General features: G+C 53.6%; 12 protein-coding genes. 1 reads left to right on the forward strand and 11 read right to left on the reverse strand.

From position 1 onward, the window contains the following. Positions 1-341: 341 nt before the first annotated feature. From J1C52_RS14495 to J1C52_RS14540, 10 genes are all read right to left on the reverse strand, one after another. On the reverse strand, positions 342-1,661 hold the full coding sequence (locus tag J1C52_RS14495; RefSeq protein WP_227428649.1) for an HlyD family type I secretion periplasmic adaptor subunit: 1,320 nt from the start codon (positions 1,659-1,661) through the stop codon (positions 342-344). Next, the gene (locus tag J1C52_RS14500; protein ID WP_227428650.1) at positions 1,658-3,388 is read right to left on the reverse strand and encodes a type I secretion system permease/ATPase; all 1,731 of its coding nucleotides are present in this window, start codon (positions 3,386-3,388) and stop codon (positions 1,658-1,660) included. Before J1C52_RS14500 ends, J1C52_RS14495 begins: the two co-directional genes overlap by 4 nt. Positions 3,389-3,484: 96 nt before the next feature. Beyond that, a complete protein-coding gene (locus J1C52_RS14505; protein ID WP_227428651.1) occupies positions 3,485-6,487 on the reverse strand; it encodes a glycosyltransferase in 3,003 nt (1,000 codons plus the stop codon). Between the two features lie 149 nt (positions 6,488-6,636). Then, positions 6,637-8,607, reverse strand: coding sequence for a M10 family metallopeptidase (locus J1C52_RS14510; RefSeq protein WP_227428652.1), 1,971 nt, complete (start codon positions 8,605-8,607; stop codon positions 6,637-6,639). Positions 8,608-8,619: 12 nt separating this feature from the next. Beyond that, positions 8,620-8,964, reverse strand: coding sequence for a hypothetical protein (locus J1C52_RS14515; protein ID WP_227428653.1), 345 nt, complete (start codon positions 8,962-8,964; stop codon positions 8,620-8,622). Between the two features lie 119 nt (positions 8,965-9,083). Continuing rightward, complete coding sequence (locus tag J1C52_RS14520; RefSeq protein ID WP_227428654.1) at positions 9,084-9,791, reverse strand: sulfotransferase; 708 nt, start codon at positions 9,789-9,791, stop codon at positions 9,084-9,086. Beyond that, positions 9,788-11,323, reverse strand: a complete 1,536-nt coding sequence (locus J1C52_RS14525) for a class I SAM-dependent methyltransferase (protein WP_227428655.1) — start codon at positions 11,321-11,323, stop codon at positions 9,788-9,790. Before J1C52_RS14525 ends, J1C52_RS14520 begins: the two co-directional genes overlap by 4 nt. A 122-nt stretch (positions 11,324-11,445) precedes the next feature. Then, complete coding sequence (locus J1C52_RS14530; RefSeq protein WP_227428656.1) at positions 11,446-13,308, reverse strand: calcium-binding protein; 1,863 nt, start codon at positions 13,306-13,308, stop codon at positions 11,446-11,448. Between the two features lie 374 nt (positions 13,309-13,682). Beyond that, positions 13,683-15,695, reverse strand: coding sequence for a glycosyltransferase family 2 protein (locus tag J1C52_RS14535; protein WP_227428657.1), 2,013 nt, complete (start codon positions 15,693-15,695; stop codon positions 13,683-13,685). Continuing rightward, positions 15,692-17,086, reverse strand: coding sequence for a DUF6212 domain-containing protein (locus J1C52_RS14540; RefSeq protein ID WP_227428658.1), 1,395 nt, complete (start codon positions 17,084-17,086; stop codon positions 15,692-15,694). The genes J1C52_RS14535 and J1C52_RS14540 overlap by 4 nt, the downstream gene beginning before the upstream one ends. A gap of 140 nt (positions 17,087-17,226) precedes the next feature. Between J1C52_RS14540 and J1C52_RS14545 the strand changes: the two genes are divergently transcribed. Continuing rightward, entirely contained in the window at positions 17,227-17,979 is a 753-nt protein-coding gene (locus J1C52_RS14545; RefSeq protein WP_227428659.1) for a Stf0 family sulfotransferase, read from the forward strand. 123 nt (positions 17,980-18,102) lie between these two features. On the opposite strand, the gene J1C52_RS14550 is transcribed toward J1C52_RS14545, so the two are convergent. Next, a complete protein-coding gene (locus tag J1C52_RS14550) occupies positions 18,103-18,768 on the reverse strand; it encodes a class I SAM-dependent methyltransferase (RefSeq protein WP_227428660.1) in 666 nt (221 codons plus the stop codon). Positions 18,769-19,299 lie beyond the last annotated feature (531 nt).

Consider the following 19,299-nt stretch of genomic DNA (forward strand, 5'->3'; position numbering starts at 1 on the left):
GCGGCTTCTCTCGCCTCGCCGATATTGTCATCGGCTTCGAAGCTGCACGGGCGACGCGACGCAGCCAAACTTGTGGGTAATTGAAAGCCTCGGCGGATGCTTACTTCGCACAGTACAAACGGATCTGCGCTCATCTTGGATTGAACGAAGACCCTGACATCCTTACCCAGGCAATCGATGCTTGTGATTTTCGTCGTTTGAGTGGTGGGCGTGCACCTGGCCAACGTGATGATAATTCATTCTATACATCTGGCAAAAGCGGTAGTTGGCGCGAGATTCTGACAGAAGACGAGGCAGAGTTTTTCGAGCGGACCGCGCCAGAACTTCTGATGTAATTCTTTTCAGCTCTCCCGGAACGCTCGGCTGAAATAATCCATCATAGGTTTCACCAGGTACTCTAAGGGAGTGCGGTCCGTCGTGCGGATAAAGCTGTCCACTGGCATACCAGGCAGCAAGACTGCACCTTCAGGAAGCTTATCCAACTGACCTTCGTCAAGCTGTAGTTCTGCCCGAAAATAGCTTGCCCCTGTGCGCTCGTCGATAAAGCTATCACCCGAGACCCGGGTTACATGCCCTTCTAGCTGTGGTGTAGTGCGCTGACTGAAGGTGGTGAAATGCATCACCGCTTCTTGGCCAGGAAACACTTCATCAATGTGAATAGGGGCAATGCGCGCATTGACCACAAGCGGGCGATCACGTGGGATGATGTAAAGAATTGGCTCGGCCGGGCGGATGACGGTACTACTCGCGAACACCTGCATATTATGTACAGTACCCGCAACAGGTGCCCGTATGTCGAGCCGGTCGAGTTGTTCTAGCAGCGATGCGCGTTCCTCGATTAATTCAAACTCGCGAAACTGCAGGTCACGCAATTGCGTTGTGGCATCCTCGACCCGGCGTGACTTGATGCGTGTAATTTGGAGGTCAATCTCGACGATCTGGCCTGCCGCAGAAGCACGTCGGGCTTCGAGATCACCTAATTGGCCTTGTAGCCGCGCTTGCTCGCGCTGTAGCGCCAAGACACGTGATGCCTGAGTCAGGCCTCTATCCAGAAGAGATTGCTGGTCTTCCAGTTCCTGGATGATCAAGTCCAATTGACGGCCCAAGGCCGTCTCTTGCGCTATGATACCGGTTATCTGACTGGTGATCTGTTCTTTACGCTCCCCCAACTGAGCGATTTCTTGTTCCATTGACGCCAGACGGGCTGCCAAGAGCCGGCTTTGTCCAGCCATGCGCGCGGCTATATCAGGGTTGCGTTCGCTCGCTTCTTGCAACAACGGGTCAAAGCTCGCGACGCTCAGCCCCTCTTGTTCGGCTTCCAGGCGCCCACGCCGTGCCATTAACTCGAACAGCTGGCCTTCAATGATAGTTAGTCGTGAGCGTAGCTGTGTGTCATCTAGCTGCAGCAAGAGATCATCTTGGGATACAAGATCGCCTTCCTTGACAAGGAGCTCCGCAACTATGCCACCATCGATATGTTGTACCACCTGCTGATTTTGCTGCACCTCCAGCTGGCCTGAGGCCACAATTGCGCCAGAGATGTTTGTGGTTGCCGCCCATAACCCAAACCCGCCCAAAAGCACTGCGAGCGTGACCAAGCCGAACAACATCTGTCTCCGGCCGGAGATGTTGAAGCTGTCCTTTCCAGTTCCTGAGTTCATTGTACCCCTCCGGGAGTCTGGGCGGCCTTAATTTGTTGATGGTTCGTTGTGACAGCGCGCAGCACTTCATCACGCGGCCCAAACGCTTTACGCGTACCATTTTCAAGCATCAGCAGCAGGTCGCACTCTTGTAAAGCGGAAGGACGGTGCGCCATCAGTAGCAGGGCTTTGCCCTCTGCTTTCATAGAGCGGATGGTCGCATTCAGCGCTTTTGTTCCTTCATTGTCCAAGTTGGCATTCGGCTCGTCTAAGACAAGGATTACTGGATCATCATAGAGTGCGCGCGCCAGCCCGATGCGTTGTATCTGCCCACCAGACAATCCGCCCCCTGAGCTATCGACTGGCGTGTCGTAGCCTTGGGGCAGTTTTACAATCATATCATGAGCACCAGCACGTTGAGCGGCGGTGACGACTTTTTTCGCATCCGGTGACAAGGCCAAGCGTGCTATATTCTCGGCAACCGTGCCCTCGAATAGTTGTACTTTCTGGGGTAGGTAGCCGATATGGCGCGCCAGTGCTTCACGGCCATATTGTTCTAGTGCTGCACCGTCCAACCGCACTTTTCCAGCAGCAGGAGGCCAGACACCGGTTAAGGCGCGCGCCAGCGTAGATTTACCTGCGCCCGATGGGCCGATTACGCCGAGAGCTTGACCTGGTGTTATTCCAAAACTGACCATGCGCAAAGTCGCTTGCTTTGTGCCCGGTGGCATGACTGTTATCTGTTCCACCGTCAGCTTTGCTGCCGGACGCGGCAATTCGGTAGGTTTTGCAGGAGATGGGATAACCGCTAGTAATTGAGCTAAGCGATCCCAGCCTTGGCGACCCTGTTGTACGACAAGCCATTGCCCAATGGCCATTTCAACCGGTGCCAGCGCGCGACCGAGCAGGATGGACCCGGCAATCATAGCTCCTGCAGTTAGCTGATTTTGCAAGACGAGATAGGCGCCCAGTCCCAACATGGCCGATTGTAGAAATAGTCGGAACGATTTTGTGAAGGCGCTGAACACGCCGCCGCGATCGTTATAAGAAAGTGTTTGAAGCGCAGCGTCGCGTCGTGCTGCTTGCCAACGTTCAAAAGACGTATCAAGCATACCGCAGCTTTGCACCTGTTCGGCATCAGCACGGATATGAACGGCGATGTTATTTGCTTTGGCTGCTGCTTGGCTGGATTCCTGGACCGCGTTACGGGTCAGTTTTTGGTTGAGCAGGGCAACTCCGATCAGAATCGCGCCACCGCTGACCGCAAATATGCCTAGCCAAGGGTGAAACAGCGTAATCCCTATCAGGAAGACGGGGGTCCATGGCATATCAAGAAGCGCCATCAACACTGGCGAGGTTATAAGCCGTTGCACAGCGTCCATGTCGCGTGGACCAGATTCCGCGGATACGCCGGGGGCGATTGCAGCGCGCTGCATGGATGCTTCGAACACCCGTCGTGCCAGCCGAGCTTCGAACCGAGCGCTGACACGGCTCATCAATTGGCCGCGGGTAAAATCGAGAATACCCATCATGATGTATAAAAATGCCACCAGCCCAGTCAGTGCAATCAGGGTGGCTTCAGAGCGGCTACCCAGCACTCGATCATAGAGTTGCAACATGTAAAGCGGGCCGGCCAACAGCAGCAGGTTCACGAAGACACTGAACAAGCCTGTCGCCCAGAACAGCCCGTGGCTGTCACGAAGAGCGGCCCATAATTCCTGGCGGCCTTTCCGGTCATTGGGTATCATCGTATCCGATCCTCTCGGTCGTCCAGTATGAACCACATTCAAAGCTAGGGCGCAGAGTGGTCTCACATGGCTATGTCTGGTGATCTCGTGTCACATTCAGAGCAAACGTGCCATAGCCTGGCGCCGTCCGTCACGCCAACCAAGCAGTTTTTGATGCAAGATTGCGTGTTGGCGGTCGATCTCGGCTGGCGCTTGACGGTGGTGGCGTCCCCAGGAGGCCAAGTTTTGGGCCGCATGGTCCAACTGTGTTTGTAATGCGGCATCGGTCTCTGGGCCCAGCTGGTACCCAAATTGGGTATAGAAGAAATCCCCTTCAATAAGGGCTCGGGCATAGCTTTCTTCGGGGGAGTAATCATGAGAATGCCAAACCGTCGCCGTCGGAGCATAGAGTTTGGTATGGCCAGCTTCGATAACATCGCGCGCCCAGACCTGATCCTCACCATAATCGATTTCAGGGTAAGGAATTTCCCGCCAAACGCTGCGGCGCATGGCAGAATTATTATCGGAATAAAAATGCAGGAATTGTCGCCAACTTGTGTCACCACTCTCCCAGCGTGCGGGGTCAGTTGCCCGTGACACGGCTAACGGTCTTTGCGCAAGATTGGCGAAATGGCGGTCGATCTCCTGACGCACATAAAGGCAGTGATGTGGATAGGGAATATGCCGCCCAAAAACACCGGCAGCTTCAGGATAGTGCCGCATCATACGCAGGAGATCATCGGCCCAGTTGCTGCCCGCCGGGATAGCATCTTGTGTCAAGAAACCGATCAGCGGCGCGTTCCCAAGGCTTGCGCCTAAATTGCGTGTACGTCCATGCTGAAACTCTGATTGCGGAATGACGGTAAGTGCGATGTCTGATTGCGCGCGCAGCCAGTCTGTCGTCCCATCCGTCGAACTCGAATCTATGCAATGTATCTGAAGTGCCTTGGCATATGTCTGATGACGTAGTGCATCAATCACATGTTCGATTTCTCCCATGCCGTTCCAGGTAGGGATGACTACATCCATCACCAGATCGCGCGGGCGCACAACTTCCGGAGTTTCTAGGGTTTGATCTTGTTCGGCCCCAAGCCCTTCATAAAGCGCATCCTCAATAACGCGGGCGCTATCTTCCCAACTGAATTGTTTTACCCAAGAATGAGCTGCCTTCACTTGGGAAGCGCGCTCTTCTGGAGAATCCAGCAGAGCAGCTATGCGCGCAGCAATATCGCGCGGGTCAGGCCCTGCAAGCGCAACTACATCTTCGGGGAAGATTGCCCGTGTACTCTCACCATCCAACTCTATGAGGGGCAGACCGCAGGCCATCATTTCTTGCGGCACCAAAGAGTAATTCGTTCCGGAGAAACACAGCGCCAGATCGCATTCATTATAAAGCTGCGCGAGGTCGGCTTCGGAGAGAACGCCATGATTGAAGGCGCGGAAATTGCAATTTTGAAACGATAGATCCTTTTGCCCAAAAAAATGGACTTCAATGTCGTCGCGTAGACGGCCCAGTTCTGTCAGCGCCATCACCGCCAAATGTACATAGCGACGCTGTGTCTGTTCGCGGGCATAAACAGCGATTTTGTGGCGCGGACTTGCTTCAGTTAAGCGCAGTACAAAGTCGGAGCTATTACGCCGGATATGGTAGACTGCAGGGTCATAAGCCAGATGAAATCCCCGCGTCCAAAGCTTGTATTCCGTGCGCAGTTTGGTCTCTAGCCACGGGCTGGCGCAGATACACGCTAGGTCGAACGTATAGGTTTGTTCGGCCAGATAGCGTTCGGTTCCGGTTGGGTAGAAGAAAGGTTCATAATCCTGCACAAAGTAGAACCGGCGCGCAAAGCCGCGTGCGGCTTGCACATGATAGGCCGTAGCCCAGCCTGTTGCGATAATCGCATCTCCGCTGGCTTGCTCAAAACCATCTTCCAAGAAGCGGACTTCAGCGGCCACGCATTGAAAATAGCGAATAATGTCGTCGTAAGCATCTTGCGCGGTGCTGTGATGGATTGGGCGGTCAATCCAGATTGTACAGCGATGCCCGAACCCTTCGAGATGCCGGATCATCCGAAAAATGGTCATATGACCCCCGCCGCCTCTCGCAAAGTCGGGGACGACCCAGTGCAAATCAAGCGTTTGCCCTGTTGTGATACGAGGCGTTGAGGGTCGTGGTGTCGAGGCATCGTCAGAGGGGAGAGGAAAAGTGTATTGCGGCAGCGGGTGACAGTCCGGCACATAGCCCAACCATAGCGGGGCCTCAGCCCGTGGGCGCCGCGGCGTAAGATGCGGGTGCAGCAAGAAATGCACCAGAGGGCAAACCCCATGCGTGTCAGAATAGGCATTGAGGTAATCGCGCGTCGAAAACCCAGGGCCAGGATCATAGCCCTCTTTCCAGCCTTTGGTGATATAGTGAGCCAGCGCCTCATCAATGGGACTGGCCAGCCCTACGTCACCGGCTTCTTCTGCGTTCAATTGGGCGCAGTAGGTTTCAATGTCGAAAAATTGGTGCAGTTGATTGATCTGTGTCTGCGATAGGTCGCCCCAGGCACGCGGCGCGGCCGGGTGTGTTTTCCTACCAGCCAGTCGACCCTCGGTCAGGTAGTGCAGAAACGGGTCAATACCCCGCGTCCGTACGTCATGATGAGTCTTGAGATAAGCGTTTGTTGAAAACCATCGTACTGGATCCCGCCCCTTGCGCCAGCCGGCTGTATGATAATCCAGCACCAGCTGCTCCAAGGTGGCTTTTTGCAGCTGTGGCGCCTGCTCGCGGTAAAACGCCTCGTCAAAATGCTCTCGCAGGGTGGCGAGGGCAGATGCATTTGAGTGTACAGGTTTGGGGCTTCGTCCTTCCGCTCGGCCATAGCGGATGTAGTGGACAAAAGGATTTACACCTGCATTGCTGACATCTGTATAGGCCCCGAGATAGGCCAGCGTCGAGAAATCTGGGTTGGGGTCCAACCCTTGGCGCCAGCCCTCACGCAAGTAATGACGCAGCAAGGACCGAGCAGATGTTCTGTTTGGAGCCCCTGGTTGGGTGCGGTAGAAATCCGCATCGAACGCAGCTTGCAACAAGCGCATGTCGGCTTGGTGAGATCGGTATTTCTCAATAAGCGATCGCATGATGTTGTCTCGTACGGCCGGAATTGGATCCGCCTATACTGCAATTCCAACATCAGTGGAAACCGCTTTCCACAACAGGGTAGTGCCCGGCCATAGCGCAAAGCACTTGAGCTTCTGTCCGAGCGATATTGTGTCGTCCTTTTCGAAACTTAAAGGATCAACCAGTCTGACGCGGCCGCCTGTTGGAATTCTGACAACGTCATATCTGCGAAGACGACAGTCTGCCCCGGGGCGACAGACAACACGACATCACTGCCCTGTTGGCTCATCGCGCCCAAAACTTCGCCAGAATTGCTGAATCCCGCGTCAGACAAGTCGATGTATTGCGCCGCATCGAAATCAAGGCCGCGCACCGTGTCATGCCCATTGCCTTCGGTGAAGATGATCGTGCCACTGGACGCGGATGTTTGGAAAACGAAGGTATCATCGCCAGCGCCGCCCCAGAGCGTATTGTCACCAGTGGCCGCTGCGGTAACTCGGACCTCATCATTGCCGGCACCGTTGAACACTTCGCTTGTTCCACGGCCTTGGAGTAAAATGAGATTACTGGTTGGCGTGCCGTCCGGGTTCACTCCTCCGCCGAAAATACTGGTATGCCCGTTATTGTTGACTTCAATGGTGTCGCTTCCGCGCCCACCATAGACCGTCTTTGTCCCCCCACCATTGGTAACAATCTCGATGGAATCATCCCCATTGCCACCGCCTGTGACATTGTCGCCATCACCATAAACCAGGATCGAGTCATCGCCCGTCCCGGCCCAAGCTGTGGCCTGACCATCACCGCTCAGATCAATCAGGTCATTCCCGGATCCGCCGAAAACCGTATTGTTGCCATCACTGCCAGCAGAGACATGGAGAGAGTCGTTCCCCGCACCCCCAGCGATTGTATTGTTCCCATCGCCGGAGATTCTGATCGTGTCATTGCCCATGTCGTTGCGGCCAGCCCAAACTTGGTTGTTGCCCCCCAAGAGCGTGACATGATCGCTACCAGCACCCGGCAGAATAACATTTGACGCATCATTGCTGGTGATTGTGTCGTTGCCGGATCCTCCGACGACTTTGTGGATTAGTGAGCGCGGGTCGTCATCATAAAGCAGCCCGTTATAGATATTGCCGCTTGCATAGGTCCCCTCTCCCAAGAAAGCGAGTTGTTCTTGGCTAAAGGTAGAACTCTCACCTGGCCGCATATCGATCCGCACGCCAGTTGAGTAGGCGCTGAGATTATAGGTTACATTGCCTCCACCGTCCCAGATCGTTGCAAAGATCCGGTTTGCGCCGGGTTCAATGGCAATTTCACCATTCACATAGGTGTTGCCAGAATCAGGTCTCCATGAATAGACGACCTCGCCCTGATTGGGCGTAAAATCTGCCCCGTACATTGCCTGCAGCGCGGCAATATCCAACATCATCCAGGTCTGCGCATATCCAAAGGTTTCCGCCGTCAGCGCAAGATTTCCGCCGGTGACAGCACGATAGGACATGATCGTATATTCCATCCCGTCCATATCGAGCGGCATGATCGGGGGCTCGTCATGCGGATGTTTCAGCCCCAGTGCATGGCCCAATTCGTGGATCATGGTTGACCATTCCCAGCTGCCCGCTGAGAAATCTACTAGCTCAGATAGGAACCAGACATCACCAGCTTCAGAGTAGTTGCCGGGAAAGTAAGCCCAGGCTCCGGCATCACCACCTCCTGGTGTACTGCTTTGGGCAATCCGGATTTGGGTTGCGTCGGAATGGTCCGTCGTCCATTCGACATTTAGGTTTGTAAATCCAGAGACAGAAAACTGAGCCTGCGCGTCGCCTCCCCAAGTTGCGCTCAGCGCAAAATCAGCCGCAGCCCATAGATCTGTTGGCAAAGCTTCGAAATAATCAGCCTCATTATCAAGTCCATAGGTTGATCCGAACCCAAAATTTGTCCCCGAAGTGTAGTCCGCAGCACTGTCGGGGAAGGCATAAAAAATAGTTTGGGTTGTCCATTGAAAATCGGTCGTGAGCGCGCCGACATAGTCGCTGTAAGTGGTGCCTGCTGTAGGGCTGGCCTGCGTCAGTTCAAATGTTGAGCTTGCGCCGCTTGCACAAAGACGGCATCCGCAGGTGGCAAAACTGGTATCAAGCATGGGCAGCACCCTTTAATTTTGGCCTTCAGATTGCTCAAAAAGACCACGGTTTAGTATAATACGGGCAATGTCAGCCAAAGGGTGGCCAGGATGGCGGCGCATAAAAAGCTCTAAATTCGCTGCCTTTCCTTCAACAATCGCCAAGGCAAATTCCTCGCGGATGGCGATATCTCCATCGCGAGGTTTCGGGCGGGTCATTTGTGGTGAGGGCGCTGACACGCGAGGCGTGATCGGGTTGTTCGTCACGGTTATCTCCTCTTGTGCCGTGGCACAGGATATCAGAGCGACACTACAAAACAAACCTATGACTATGGCCCGCGTCAGATGGAACCTTGGCAGATGGAACTCTGGTGTCATCTTATCTCCGAACCTGCAAAAACCTCAAATTGAAGCCAGAGATTCAGCTTGGCACGGTTTCATTCCAAAAGAAAGATACGCATCTATGGTAAGGATGCCGATCGGTTAACGGGCTTGGTCTAGGTTTGCTTGGGCTTCAGATGTGTCAGTTTGCGCGACAGAACCTGTTTGACCCGAGCCGGGTCGAATGGCTCCCCTAGATAGGTGAACAGAGGGCGCCACATATCAGGTCCTTTTATATAGTCGTCATAACGCAAGGTCAGCGTGGCACCGGGGTGACGCGCGGCATAGCTCGCATAGAGATCTTCTGCTTCGGTCAATATCCGGGTTACCCGATTTGGGTCCATGGTGTTCCACCAACCGGACCGGCAAACCGCTGCATGATCGCGGAGGTTGAACACGATATGCGGCCGCGGGAAGAACGCGCGTATAAAATCCAGCATCACCGGGAAAAGCAGCGGATCATTTGCCCAACGGATCTCCTTAAAGCCCGCAATACGCGTGTCGGGGGCAGGGCGCAGCACCGTTTCCGTGAAGGCCCGTGCCATATGGGCCCCAAAATGCTCGGGCGTGACCGCCTCAAAGCCGAACCATGGATCAGAGGATCCAGTGGTGCGGTTTGCGTCGCGCAACTTCGCCACCTGTTCGGAGGAGCGCAGCATGTCCCAGGCCCGAGCAAAAGGGGCGAGCAAGTTTTCGTTTTCGCCGCGAATACAGGCGCCGGGCATAGCATTGAGCATGTTCTGCACCAAGGTGGAGCCAGAGCGCCCATAGGTGACGATAAACACTGTTTTCTGTAAACTGAAGGGGCGATCGCTTTGTGTCATGCAATCCCCAAGGCACGCAGAAGCGGGATACGTTGCTTCAAAAATGCATTCGCCATTTCGGTTAGATGGGCAATGCGTTCACCGTCATTTTGAAGTAGGCGATCACCCGATCGCATAGTGACGCCTTGCTCTGAGAGCAACTTCAGCGCAAATTTGGCCCAGTCTCTAGGTTCTTCATGATCTTGATGTTTTGCCAGAAGAAAAATCTGTTCAATACGTGAAACGAATACACCTCCTCCCGTAACCGGGCTGGCCAAGTTCACTAAATCAGAACTTCCACGCGCTTTTGAACAGATATGGTTATTCAAATCGGTACAACCTTTCTTTAGGGCTTCCTCTGACCAATTATCCTGAACAGGTGCGGCGTTTCCAGTCCCTACCAATACCATCACCGCCTGAGTGATCTGGCCGAAGTTAACTTTATCCTTGCTAAAGAGCTTTTCGAGGTCACCGATAGTTTTAGGCTTATAATCTGCCAACGCATCTATAATTGGTGTATAGATCGCATCTTTGAGCGTTAGCTTTCCAAGATTTGTAGAAACCTCATATTTAATATCTTTTTTCTGACGCGTAAGTATAATCTTCTTCTCACGAAGTATCTCTACACGTTCGACTGGATTAATTTTTTGAATCCCTTTGATCCATAAATCTTTGCGGAAGCTTTTATTAACCATAAAGTCCCGAAGATTTTGCTGAAACGTGAGATCTGGTATTGATCTCAAAAGCTCTTGTTGATCTTTTGTAAGGTGTAATGGATCAAAAGCTTCCGTCATGTCAGCAGAGCAAGCCCACTGGATTTTTGCTGGCTGAAGCCAGCTTGATATATCAGCGAAGCTCATAGGCTCCCAGTGTTCATTGAAAAATTCATGAGCAAGATATGTACGATTTTGAGAGCGCATCTGTGCAATACGCTGCTTAACTTGCGGGTTATTGCGTAAATAAGTTGGGTTTGTTGCAAGAAACCGGTCTGCGAAATCGAGTGCTCCCTCAATACGATCAGCTATGGGACTCTTTGTAGAACTCTGTTCTGTGAGATACTTTGCGAGAAGATCGCGCATGGGTCGAAATCCCGCCCATCCCGGGTTTGTGTTGTAACTGACATAAAGAACGCCACCGACCGCTAATTTACGGCGAATAAAGTCCACGATAATCGCCCGATTTTTCTCTGATATCCAACTCCAAATTCCATGGAGACAGATATAGTCAAACTCTGGCAAGTCATCACGTAAGGCAAAGTCGGCAAAGGCTTCATCATATAGTGTAGAGTTTAAAGCACATGATTTAGAAATATTCTGCGCAAACGCAGCCTGCACAGGATTAAAGTCAGTACCCCACCATTTCACATCGGAAGCGGCAGCGTGAACATTGACACTGACACCATGGCCAAACCCAATTTCACAAGCGGTCTTAATCTTTGGTGGCACCAGTCCGGCCGCAGCCAAAGCTAACGATATTCGGGCAGGGTTAAGATCTGGGAAATACTGATAAGTGTAAGCGATATCGGTACGGTAGCCATCAGTCCAGTCAGTCATATCAAGCCCTTTAACGCCTTCTGCAAATTGGGTTTATGGAAAAACCCTAGGTAACGCTACTATGTCTTTATGAAAAAGGGGCCCATTCGGGCCCCTTTTAGTACACTGTGTTTGTTCCTCTCTTAGAGGATGAAGTCACTTGCTGTCAGGTCGGTCACATTAAAATTATCGATCTGGATCGTGCCACCATCATAATCGATGAAAGTGTCGCCGCCGACCTGATATGCGGCAGCACTGATGTCTTCAAACGTTAGATCGAGAGCGCTCAAGTCGATCTGATCGCCTTCGCCTTGGTCGAAGTCAAGGATCGTGTCGTCGCCATCACCAGCTTCGAAAACAAAGACATCAGCGCCATCGTTACCGATAAGCGAATCATTGCCGGCACCACCATCGATGAGGTCGTTGCCGTCGTCACCGTCAAGCTCGTCATCACCAGCACCACCGCGAAGTACGTCATCGCCGATACCTGCGTACATGGCGTCATCACCAGCACCACCATACATGGTGTCAGCGCCAGCGTCACCATGCATCTCGTCATCGTCTGCGCCGCCGTACATCTCGTCGTTACCGGTACCACCACTGACTAGGTCATCGCCGGCACCACCAAAGAGCAAGTCGTCACCAGCTTCGCCGAAGATACCAGCGCCAGAATCACGATCATCATCATCGCCGCCATAGACGGTATCATTACCGCCGCCAGCATAAAGTGCGTCAACTCCCGCACCGCCGCCAATAACGTCGTCGCCGTCATCGCCTAGGACGAAATCATTACCTTCGCCAGCCCAGACCGTATCGTTACCTTCGCCTTCAACGGTAAAGCCAGTTATCGACAAACCAGTGTCTTCATCGACGCCACCACCATTAATCGTACCGCTTGCGGTACCGCCAGTGATAGATCCTGTGATGATCTGGTCATCACCCGCGCCACCGAACATGAGGTCATTGCCGTCGTCACCTTCAGCACCCATGTCGTCGGTGCCGCCAACATCATACGCGGAGTCACCAAGCAGTACGTCATTGCCAGCGCCACCGCCAATCGTGTCGTCACCAGCACCACCTGCAAAAATGTCGCCGCTTTCATCATCAGGCCCGGCAAAGATAGCGTCATTGCCGTCATTGCCGAAAATCAGATCCGTACCGGCAGAGCCAGAAACAAAATCGTTGCCACCAAGCGCATCGGTAACGTGGTCGGCAACGAAAGTTGTATCCACGACCTCATCAGCAGCCAGAGAAGCATCATACTTCCCTTGACTGTCAGCATTATCCGTGAACTCGGGCGCTTCGATGGTCACCGTGTAGGTGGCCGTCGTGGTGTTTTCATCGTCCTCAGAGTCTTCGAGGCCGACCTCGACCGTGAAGGTTTGGCTGGTACCGCCAGCAAGGCCGTCGCGATAGCTGTTGTTCACCAAGAACACGAGGTCGCCATCGCCATTAACGGAGAATGTCCCTTGCTCCAACTGGACACCACCGCTTGCGAGCGAAGCACCGTTGACGGAGGTATAGTCCCAAGCAGATTTGCCGTCGCTGTCGAGAAGATCGACCTCGAACACGCCCTCGTCTTCACCTTCCACAGTTACAAAAATATCTTCGACTTGGCCGAAGGTAACGGTCGTATCACCAGCGGCCAAAGTGCCAACAGATGGCGAGCCGAGAAACTCTTGGCCGGCAATCGCTGCGGGATCGCTCAGATCGAGAGTGCCATTTTCGAAAATGATCTGCTCAACGTCGGTAAATTCGTTGCCACCAGCAAAAGTAGCAATGCCCGTGTTGGAATCATACTTTGCACTGAGTGCATCGGTCAGCAAGGCACCTTCATCAGCCGATACGAAGTCAACGACATCAATGCCGTCGCCACCGTCGATGCTTAGGCTGCTCGGAAACGGATTGGCGGTTGGGCCATTGTCGCCACCGTCATAAATGAACAGATCGTCGCTGCTGGTGCCGACAATCGTGTCGGTAGCTTTTGTGATTGTAATATTGGCCATTTGTACTGTCTCCTGCTTGAGAGTCTTTGCGTGTCCTGCGAAGTGCCGCCTATGACATCGGCTTGCCTACGCAATTAACAGTGCGGTTGTTGCGGTGTCAACGATGTATACCAGCGCATCATAATTGTTTGGACGAATGAACACCATGGTAAACTTGCGCCACAATAGCTATGTCATCCTCCGTACTCTTCGTTGCCACGATGATGTGCACCTGACACCGACAAAGAACTGCAAATGCGCCCTAGCTTCAAGCATCTTTGCTGGCTTAGGCATGGGGAACGAGCCTGTAGGAAAAAGTTGCTGCAAGAATACCACAGACCGTGTCTCTGGATTGCATGCGGCGCGTGAATATCAGGGTTTCTGGCCCCAAGATATCATCTCATCGCGCCTGAGAGCCCTTCAGACAGCATAGCGTTGGTTAATTTGCTGCGCGGTATGCCTTGTAGCAGCAAAGCCATGCGCAGCTCGGAATTAGACGTATAGATTCTATGAAATGCGTGTTCATATGCGCTAATTAGAGCAACACCGGGTGCATCCGAATCTGTATCAGGCACATGAAGCGTGACCTGCACGCCCCAACGGCGCAAGGTGCCGGTCAAGCGTGCTGCAGAAGGTATGCTCTCAGGGAGGGCCAGCACATGAATTTCGTTCATTCCATACAAAAGTGCTAGGGCCTTGGCATCAAGCGCAGGGGGTGCCCCTGGTAAGGGCAGCGCATCAAAATGTAGCTTGCCGGGGTTTTGGCCTTCAAAACCAGCCGCGCCGAGCAAAGAAATCGTATCGAACAAGGATTCTGCCCCAAGCTCGTGGCCGAGGCGCGTTATGTTGATATTATCAGAAAGCGCAACTAAGTGTAGCTGCGCGCCCAAAGCTCTTTTCGGCTGCAAGGCTCTCAGTAGTGGCATACAGGTTGGAGGCACTTGGTCGTCGCCCGGAAGGAGAACTCCGATCTGCGAAGAGCCTGCTTTTGCAGGCAGCCGCGGCAGTACTGGGCAGGCTTGCGTTCGAGGGTTAACTGCCGCGCGGACGATCTGATGCTCGCGGCCACGCCAACCGATGGAAGATTGCCGCCAGCGCCATTTTTCTTGTCCAGCAGACTGCCAAGGCGCTGAGCGTAGAGCTTCCAGCATCGAGTCGGGCTCAAGATGGGGAAGAGCTGGGGGCATATGCATCCGCAAACTGCACACGGCAGGTTCAGAGAAAGCGTCGCGGCTCTCTTTGGACCCATCCTGACCATCAACCGTCCGCGCCAATGCGTTGGTCCCAATCAACCAGATGATCGCTTTGTCACGCAAGCGGGACGCCATGTTGCGAGGCATCTCCATCATCTGCAGATCAGTCTCACGGGCAGGCGCAGTGACTGTGGCAAAAGCCACGTCATCCAGTTCGGGAGCTGCGCATTCCAACTGCCATATCAGCCCGTGCAAAAGACCCATCTCACCTAAAGTTTTCAGCACAGCTTCGGTCGTGACCAGCAAGTAAGGCGGCACACTGACTTGCATAGGCGATGTCTTGCTGGCCCAGTAGAGGCGGATATAAGCCTCTGGTGAGAGCTGCTCTCCGGGATGAGCAGGATCGGTGACCAGGCGGACCTGCGCCGTGTCTTGCAACCAAAGCGCGTAGCGGGGCGCCTCGTGATGCTCCAGCGCCAATTGATAGGCCGGGTGGTACAGATCGCGATGTGACTGCCGAATCTGGCCAAGCAGAAACTCGCGGCTTTTGTCAGCATTAGACAACATGCTTTCAGGCCGTTTGCGGTAGAAAAACCCGAAATTCTCGAGGTTTATCCCATGGAAGCCAGCATCACCCGCAGACAGGAAAAAATGCCAGTCTTCAAAGCCCAATGTGAAGGTTTCATCGAACATCACGCCGGCCTTGAAGACGTCACGACGAATGAGGCTGCCAGCTTCACAGATGTTCATCTGGCTATGAATCAGTCGACTATAAGGCCCTCCATAGTCGCACCGGGCCATGATGCCGAACATATCGATACTGGGATAAACCCAACCCGCCTGAGGATGTGCCTGAAGCGCAGCCATGGCTTGGGCCATGGCGCGTGGGCGCAAGCGATTATCCGCGTCGAGCATAAACAAAGCTTCGACCTGCGGAAGGTGCGATAGCACATAGGCAATGCCAGCATTGCGGGCAGCGCTCAAACCTCCATTGGGTTGACGCAGGTAGGTCAGACGGTCTGGATAGGCATGGGCATAGGCCGTGAGTACGGTATGTGTCTCGGGCTGTGGACAGCCGTCATTGATGACCACGATGTGGATGCCGAATGGCGCCTCCTGTGCCAGAGCACTTTCCAAGGCTTCTGTGACCAGAATCGGGTGCCCGTAGACTGGGATGATGATTGCCAAGCGTGGAGCATCGGATGGGGCGGTCATGCCACCATCCGGATATCGCGAAACGTTGCCCAAGCATGCGCAGCTGTTTTTCCGGGGGGGACACGCGTCACCAATAGCAGATCATGGGTTTGTACAAACGGCTCCGGCAAAATGAGTGTCACCTCACCCATCGCATCCCCTGACCGGCTTACCCAATCAGACATACGGTGAGCACGCGCGGCGTCAGCCAGCAGATCCGGCAACGGGTGCAATGGATGGCGTGGCACTGCCGCGAGCGCGTAATCAATCATTGGGCAGAAGGGTGCCCGCGCTCCAATCGTCGCGTCGATTTGAGTGATGCCAGGTGGCACAGCGGAGGGCAGGCGTGCTGCTGTCAGGGCATTGGGTCGAGGATGCACCTGCAAGGCCTTCAACGCTCCATAGAATTTCAAGCATGGAGCTTCCGGCTCTCCTTCAAGAGCGCGCTCTAGATGTGACGGATCGACATAGAACCGCGCGCCTTGCGGAACCGGTGCAGCATAATGGCCATCTACCGGCAAAGATGGTGTGCAACCCGCCATAAATCTCCAGACGCGATGTGCCAGGATCTGATCTGTGGCACCATTGATGTGTGCACATAGGTCCGGATCTGGATGATATACGCCCGCACCAAGCCGCAAAGGGCTGTGACCATGCCAAGACACTTCCAGCGTTGCGGTTTGTTGATCTTCATCTAATGCTGTGACCAATGACAAGCGCAACCAACCGGGTGACAGATCACGCTCTGAAATCTGCCAATGTCCCACTACATTGCCGCTTTCGCCCAACCGCAGCTTAGCGACAATCTGTCCCTCATCTGGTACTTCAGGCAGAAAGATAGCGATGTCACTCAAACCCTCACTATGTATCTTCAAGCGCTGTGTCAGATGTGTCCCGGGGGGGAGGATGTGAGCAGCCTGAGGATCCAAAGACAATGGGCCATGCGCTTGAGCAAGCCAACGCTTCCCGTCCGATTGTGACAGCACCTGTTGGGCGCGCTTGCGTGCAGAGATGGCCAAGCTCTCATGTGCAATGCGTAATTTTGCCAATTGTCCCATAAGATCGGCATTATATGCCGCTAGCGCGCTGAATGCCGGAATCAGCATAGCGGCAAGCGCGCGCGCGGCCGCCTCGGGCTGATCAGAAGGAGAAAGACCCGCGAGATCTTTGAGCGGAAGCTCTCGCAACCCGGTTGCCGCGACCCAAGCTTCCCCAAGCCCAGAAAGCTGCTCCTGGCCTTCCTGTGACAAGATGAGAGCGCCTAGAACTTGCGCAGTGCAGGCCTTCAGAGGTTTGCCTTCTAACAGCGCTTCGCCATCCCAGACCAGAAGCTTACACGAAAGATCGAGGGTCTGCGCAGCCGCACGATCACAATGCGCTACGATCAGGGCTGGAGGCAGGTGCTGAGACATGGGCAGGATCCCGAAAACCGATCGCTTAGGGGTATAGGCGCTCGTAGAGAGGAAAGGCAACATGATCACCCAAGCTGGGCCTTGGCAAATAGGGGCAGGAATGCGACAGGTCACTCAGAACAAAAAGGCTTAGTATCCTGATGAAGAAAATCATTCTCTGTGCAACACAACGCTGTGGTTCCACGTTGGTGATGGAAGACATGCGCAATACCGGCGTCCTCGGCATGCCGGAAGAATGGTTTATTCCATGGTCTCCAGCGAAAGCAGGGCAAAATTGGCGAGAAGCGCTTGCCTCGGTCTACCGGCGCGGCACTGGTGACAACGGAATATTTGCGGTCAAGATCATGGCCAATCAATTGTTCAATATAGATGCGTGTTTATCAACATTTAAGGCTAGCACAAAGGGCCGCGGTTCTTTCGCTAACATTGCTGAAGAGTTTGATCATGCGGCTTGGGTGTGGCTACGTCGGCGTGACATCGTATCACAAGCTATTAGCCGATTGATGGCTCAACAGACCGGGATCAATCATGCGACCGCCCGTCCCGAAGAAGCGCATTTTGCAGGCAATTTAGCGCGAGGACTTAACCCCGACTACAATGCCAAAACCCGTTATGACTACGAAGCGATCTTGCGTGAAATCACCTCAATCAATCTTGAAAATTTAGCTTGGGCAGATTTTTTTGAACAGCATCGCATAAAACCGATTTCATTCGAGTATGAGGACGTGATCGAGGATTCAATGCTAAGTCATCTTGATCAAATGGGTGCAGCGGTAGCGACCCACATAGGCCCTACACGCCCCAAACGAAAAATGATCAAGCTTGGCAATGAACGCAACCGTGAATGGCGAGAGCGCTTCATGGCGCAGGCCGCAGAGAAAAACTATCGCTAGCCCGGTGATTGTAACGTTTCGCGTGATGCGGAACGTCTAGACATGGTTTTCATGAAGCTGTGATAGCCTCTCGCGGCACGATCAAGCGCCAAACATAAGGGAATTCCAACATGGCCAGCCCCATCACGCTTCTGGCGCCTGCAACAACGCGAGCCCGTCCAAGGCGACAACCCGCTTATCTTTTGGACCCCAGTCAATCGCTTTCTGTTTGAGAACTTGCAAACCTTCTTTTTGTGCATAATGCGAGAACATTGGTATCGACATAAAATTTCGTGCATGGACATTGCGCTGAAAGTCACCGCCAGGATTTCGTGTCAGATTGGAGTGATGTAAGAATGCATGGCCACCTGGGCGCAGCACCCGGGCAAACTCCTTCAGATAGGCACGTACAACATCGCTGTCGAAATGGATCATAGAATCAAAGCAAAAGACGAAGCTCACACTCCCGCTCGCGACACCGTCAAGTGTCACACCGTCATTGCGAATGAGCTCGAGATGGTCGACATCGGCGAAGCGTAGAGCGCAATACGCGATGTTTTCTTCCAGCACATCAACGCCAATTACGCGCTTCGCGTGCTCCAACAAAATGGCCGTCATACGCCCATGCCCTACGGCCAATTCCAATGTCGTCGAATAATCGATCTCAACCGAACTGAGGAATGGCTGGATCAGATTGTTCCACTGGCCTTGTGCGTATTTTTCGGCAGCATCGTAGTAGGGTGTGTCAGCCCACCGCCTCACAACCTCGGCCGTCTCACTTTTCAGTTTCTCCAACGGTTGATCCACCATAGGCATATCTCCAATCGGTACTTTGCGTGCGCACTACCGAAGTGCGAGCTTCATCAAGTATCATCTGAAATCCACGAGAGCTTGCCACGGCCTCGCCAAGACAACAACGGGTTGCCCCAGAAACAGGCCTTCAGACTTCCACTTCTACCGGTTTTTTGCTCGAATTTCCCCAACTGCTGTTACAAAGATGACAGCCTGAGCATTCGACACAGCCTAGTTGCTCAGACTTCATCTGGAACTCATCTAGTGAAGGGCAGCGAGCCCCGGTTATCCATCCACAACCTTAGCAAAACTTAACATTGACGTAAGCGAGACATCGCCCTTTCTATGCCGTTCTTGGCCCGATATAAACAATTTCGACGGACATGGCTGCAGAGCAGCCCGATTGACCTGCCCCCCGGTGGTCCCTCGTTCATAACGAGAGTCTGCGAGTTTGATTCTGATAATCATGGGTTTCGGTTTGGGCAAGCGCGCCGGGCGCGGAGCCCTCAAATTGCTCAAGCGCTCGGCGCGCTTGCAGTGGCGTCTGGT

Origin of the sequence: Roseibaca sp. Y0-43 (assembly GCF_020667835.1) — a bacterium.
Classification (GTDB): Bacteria; Pseudomonadota; Alphaproteobacteria; order Rhodobacterales; family Rhodobacteraceae; genus Roseinatronobacter.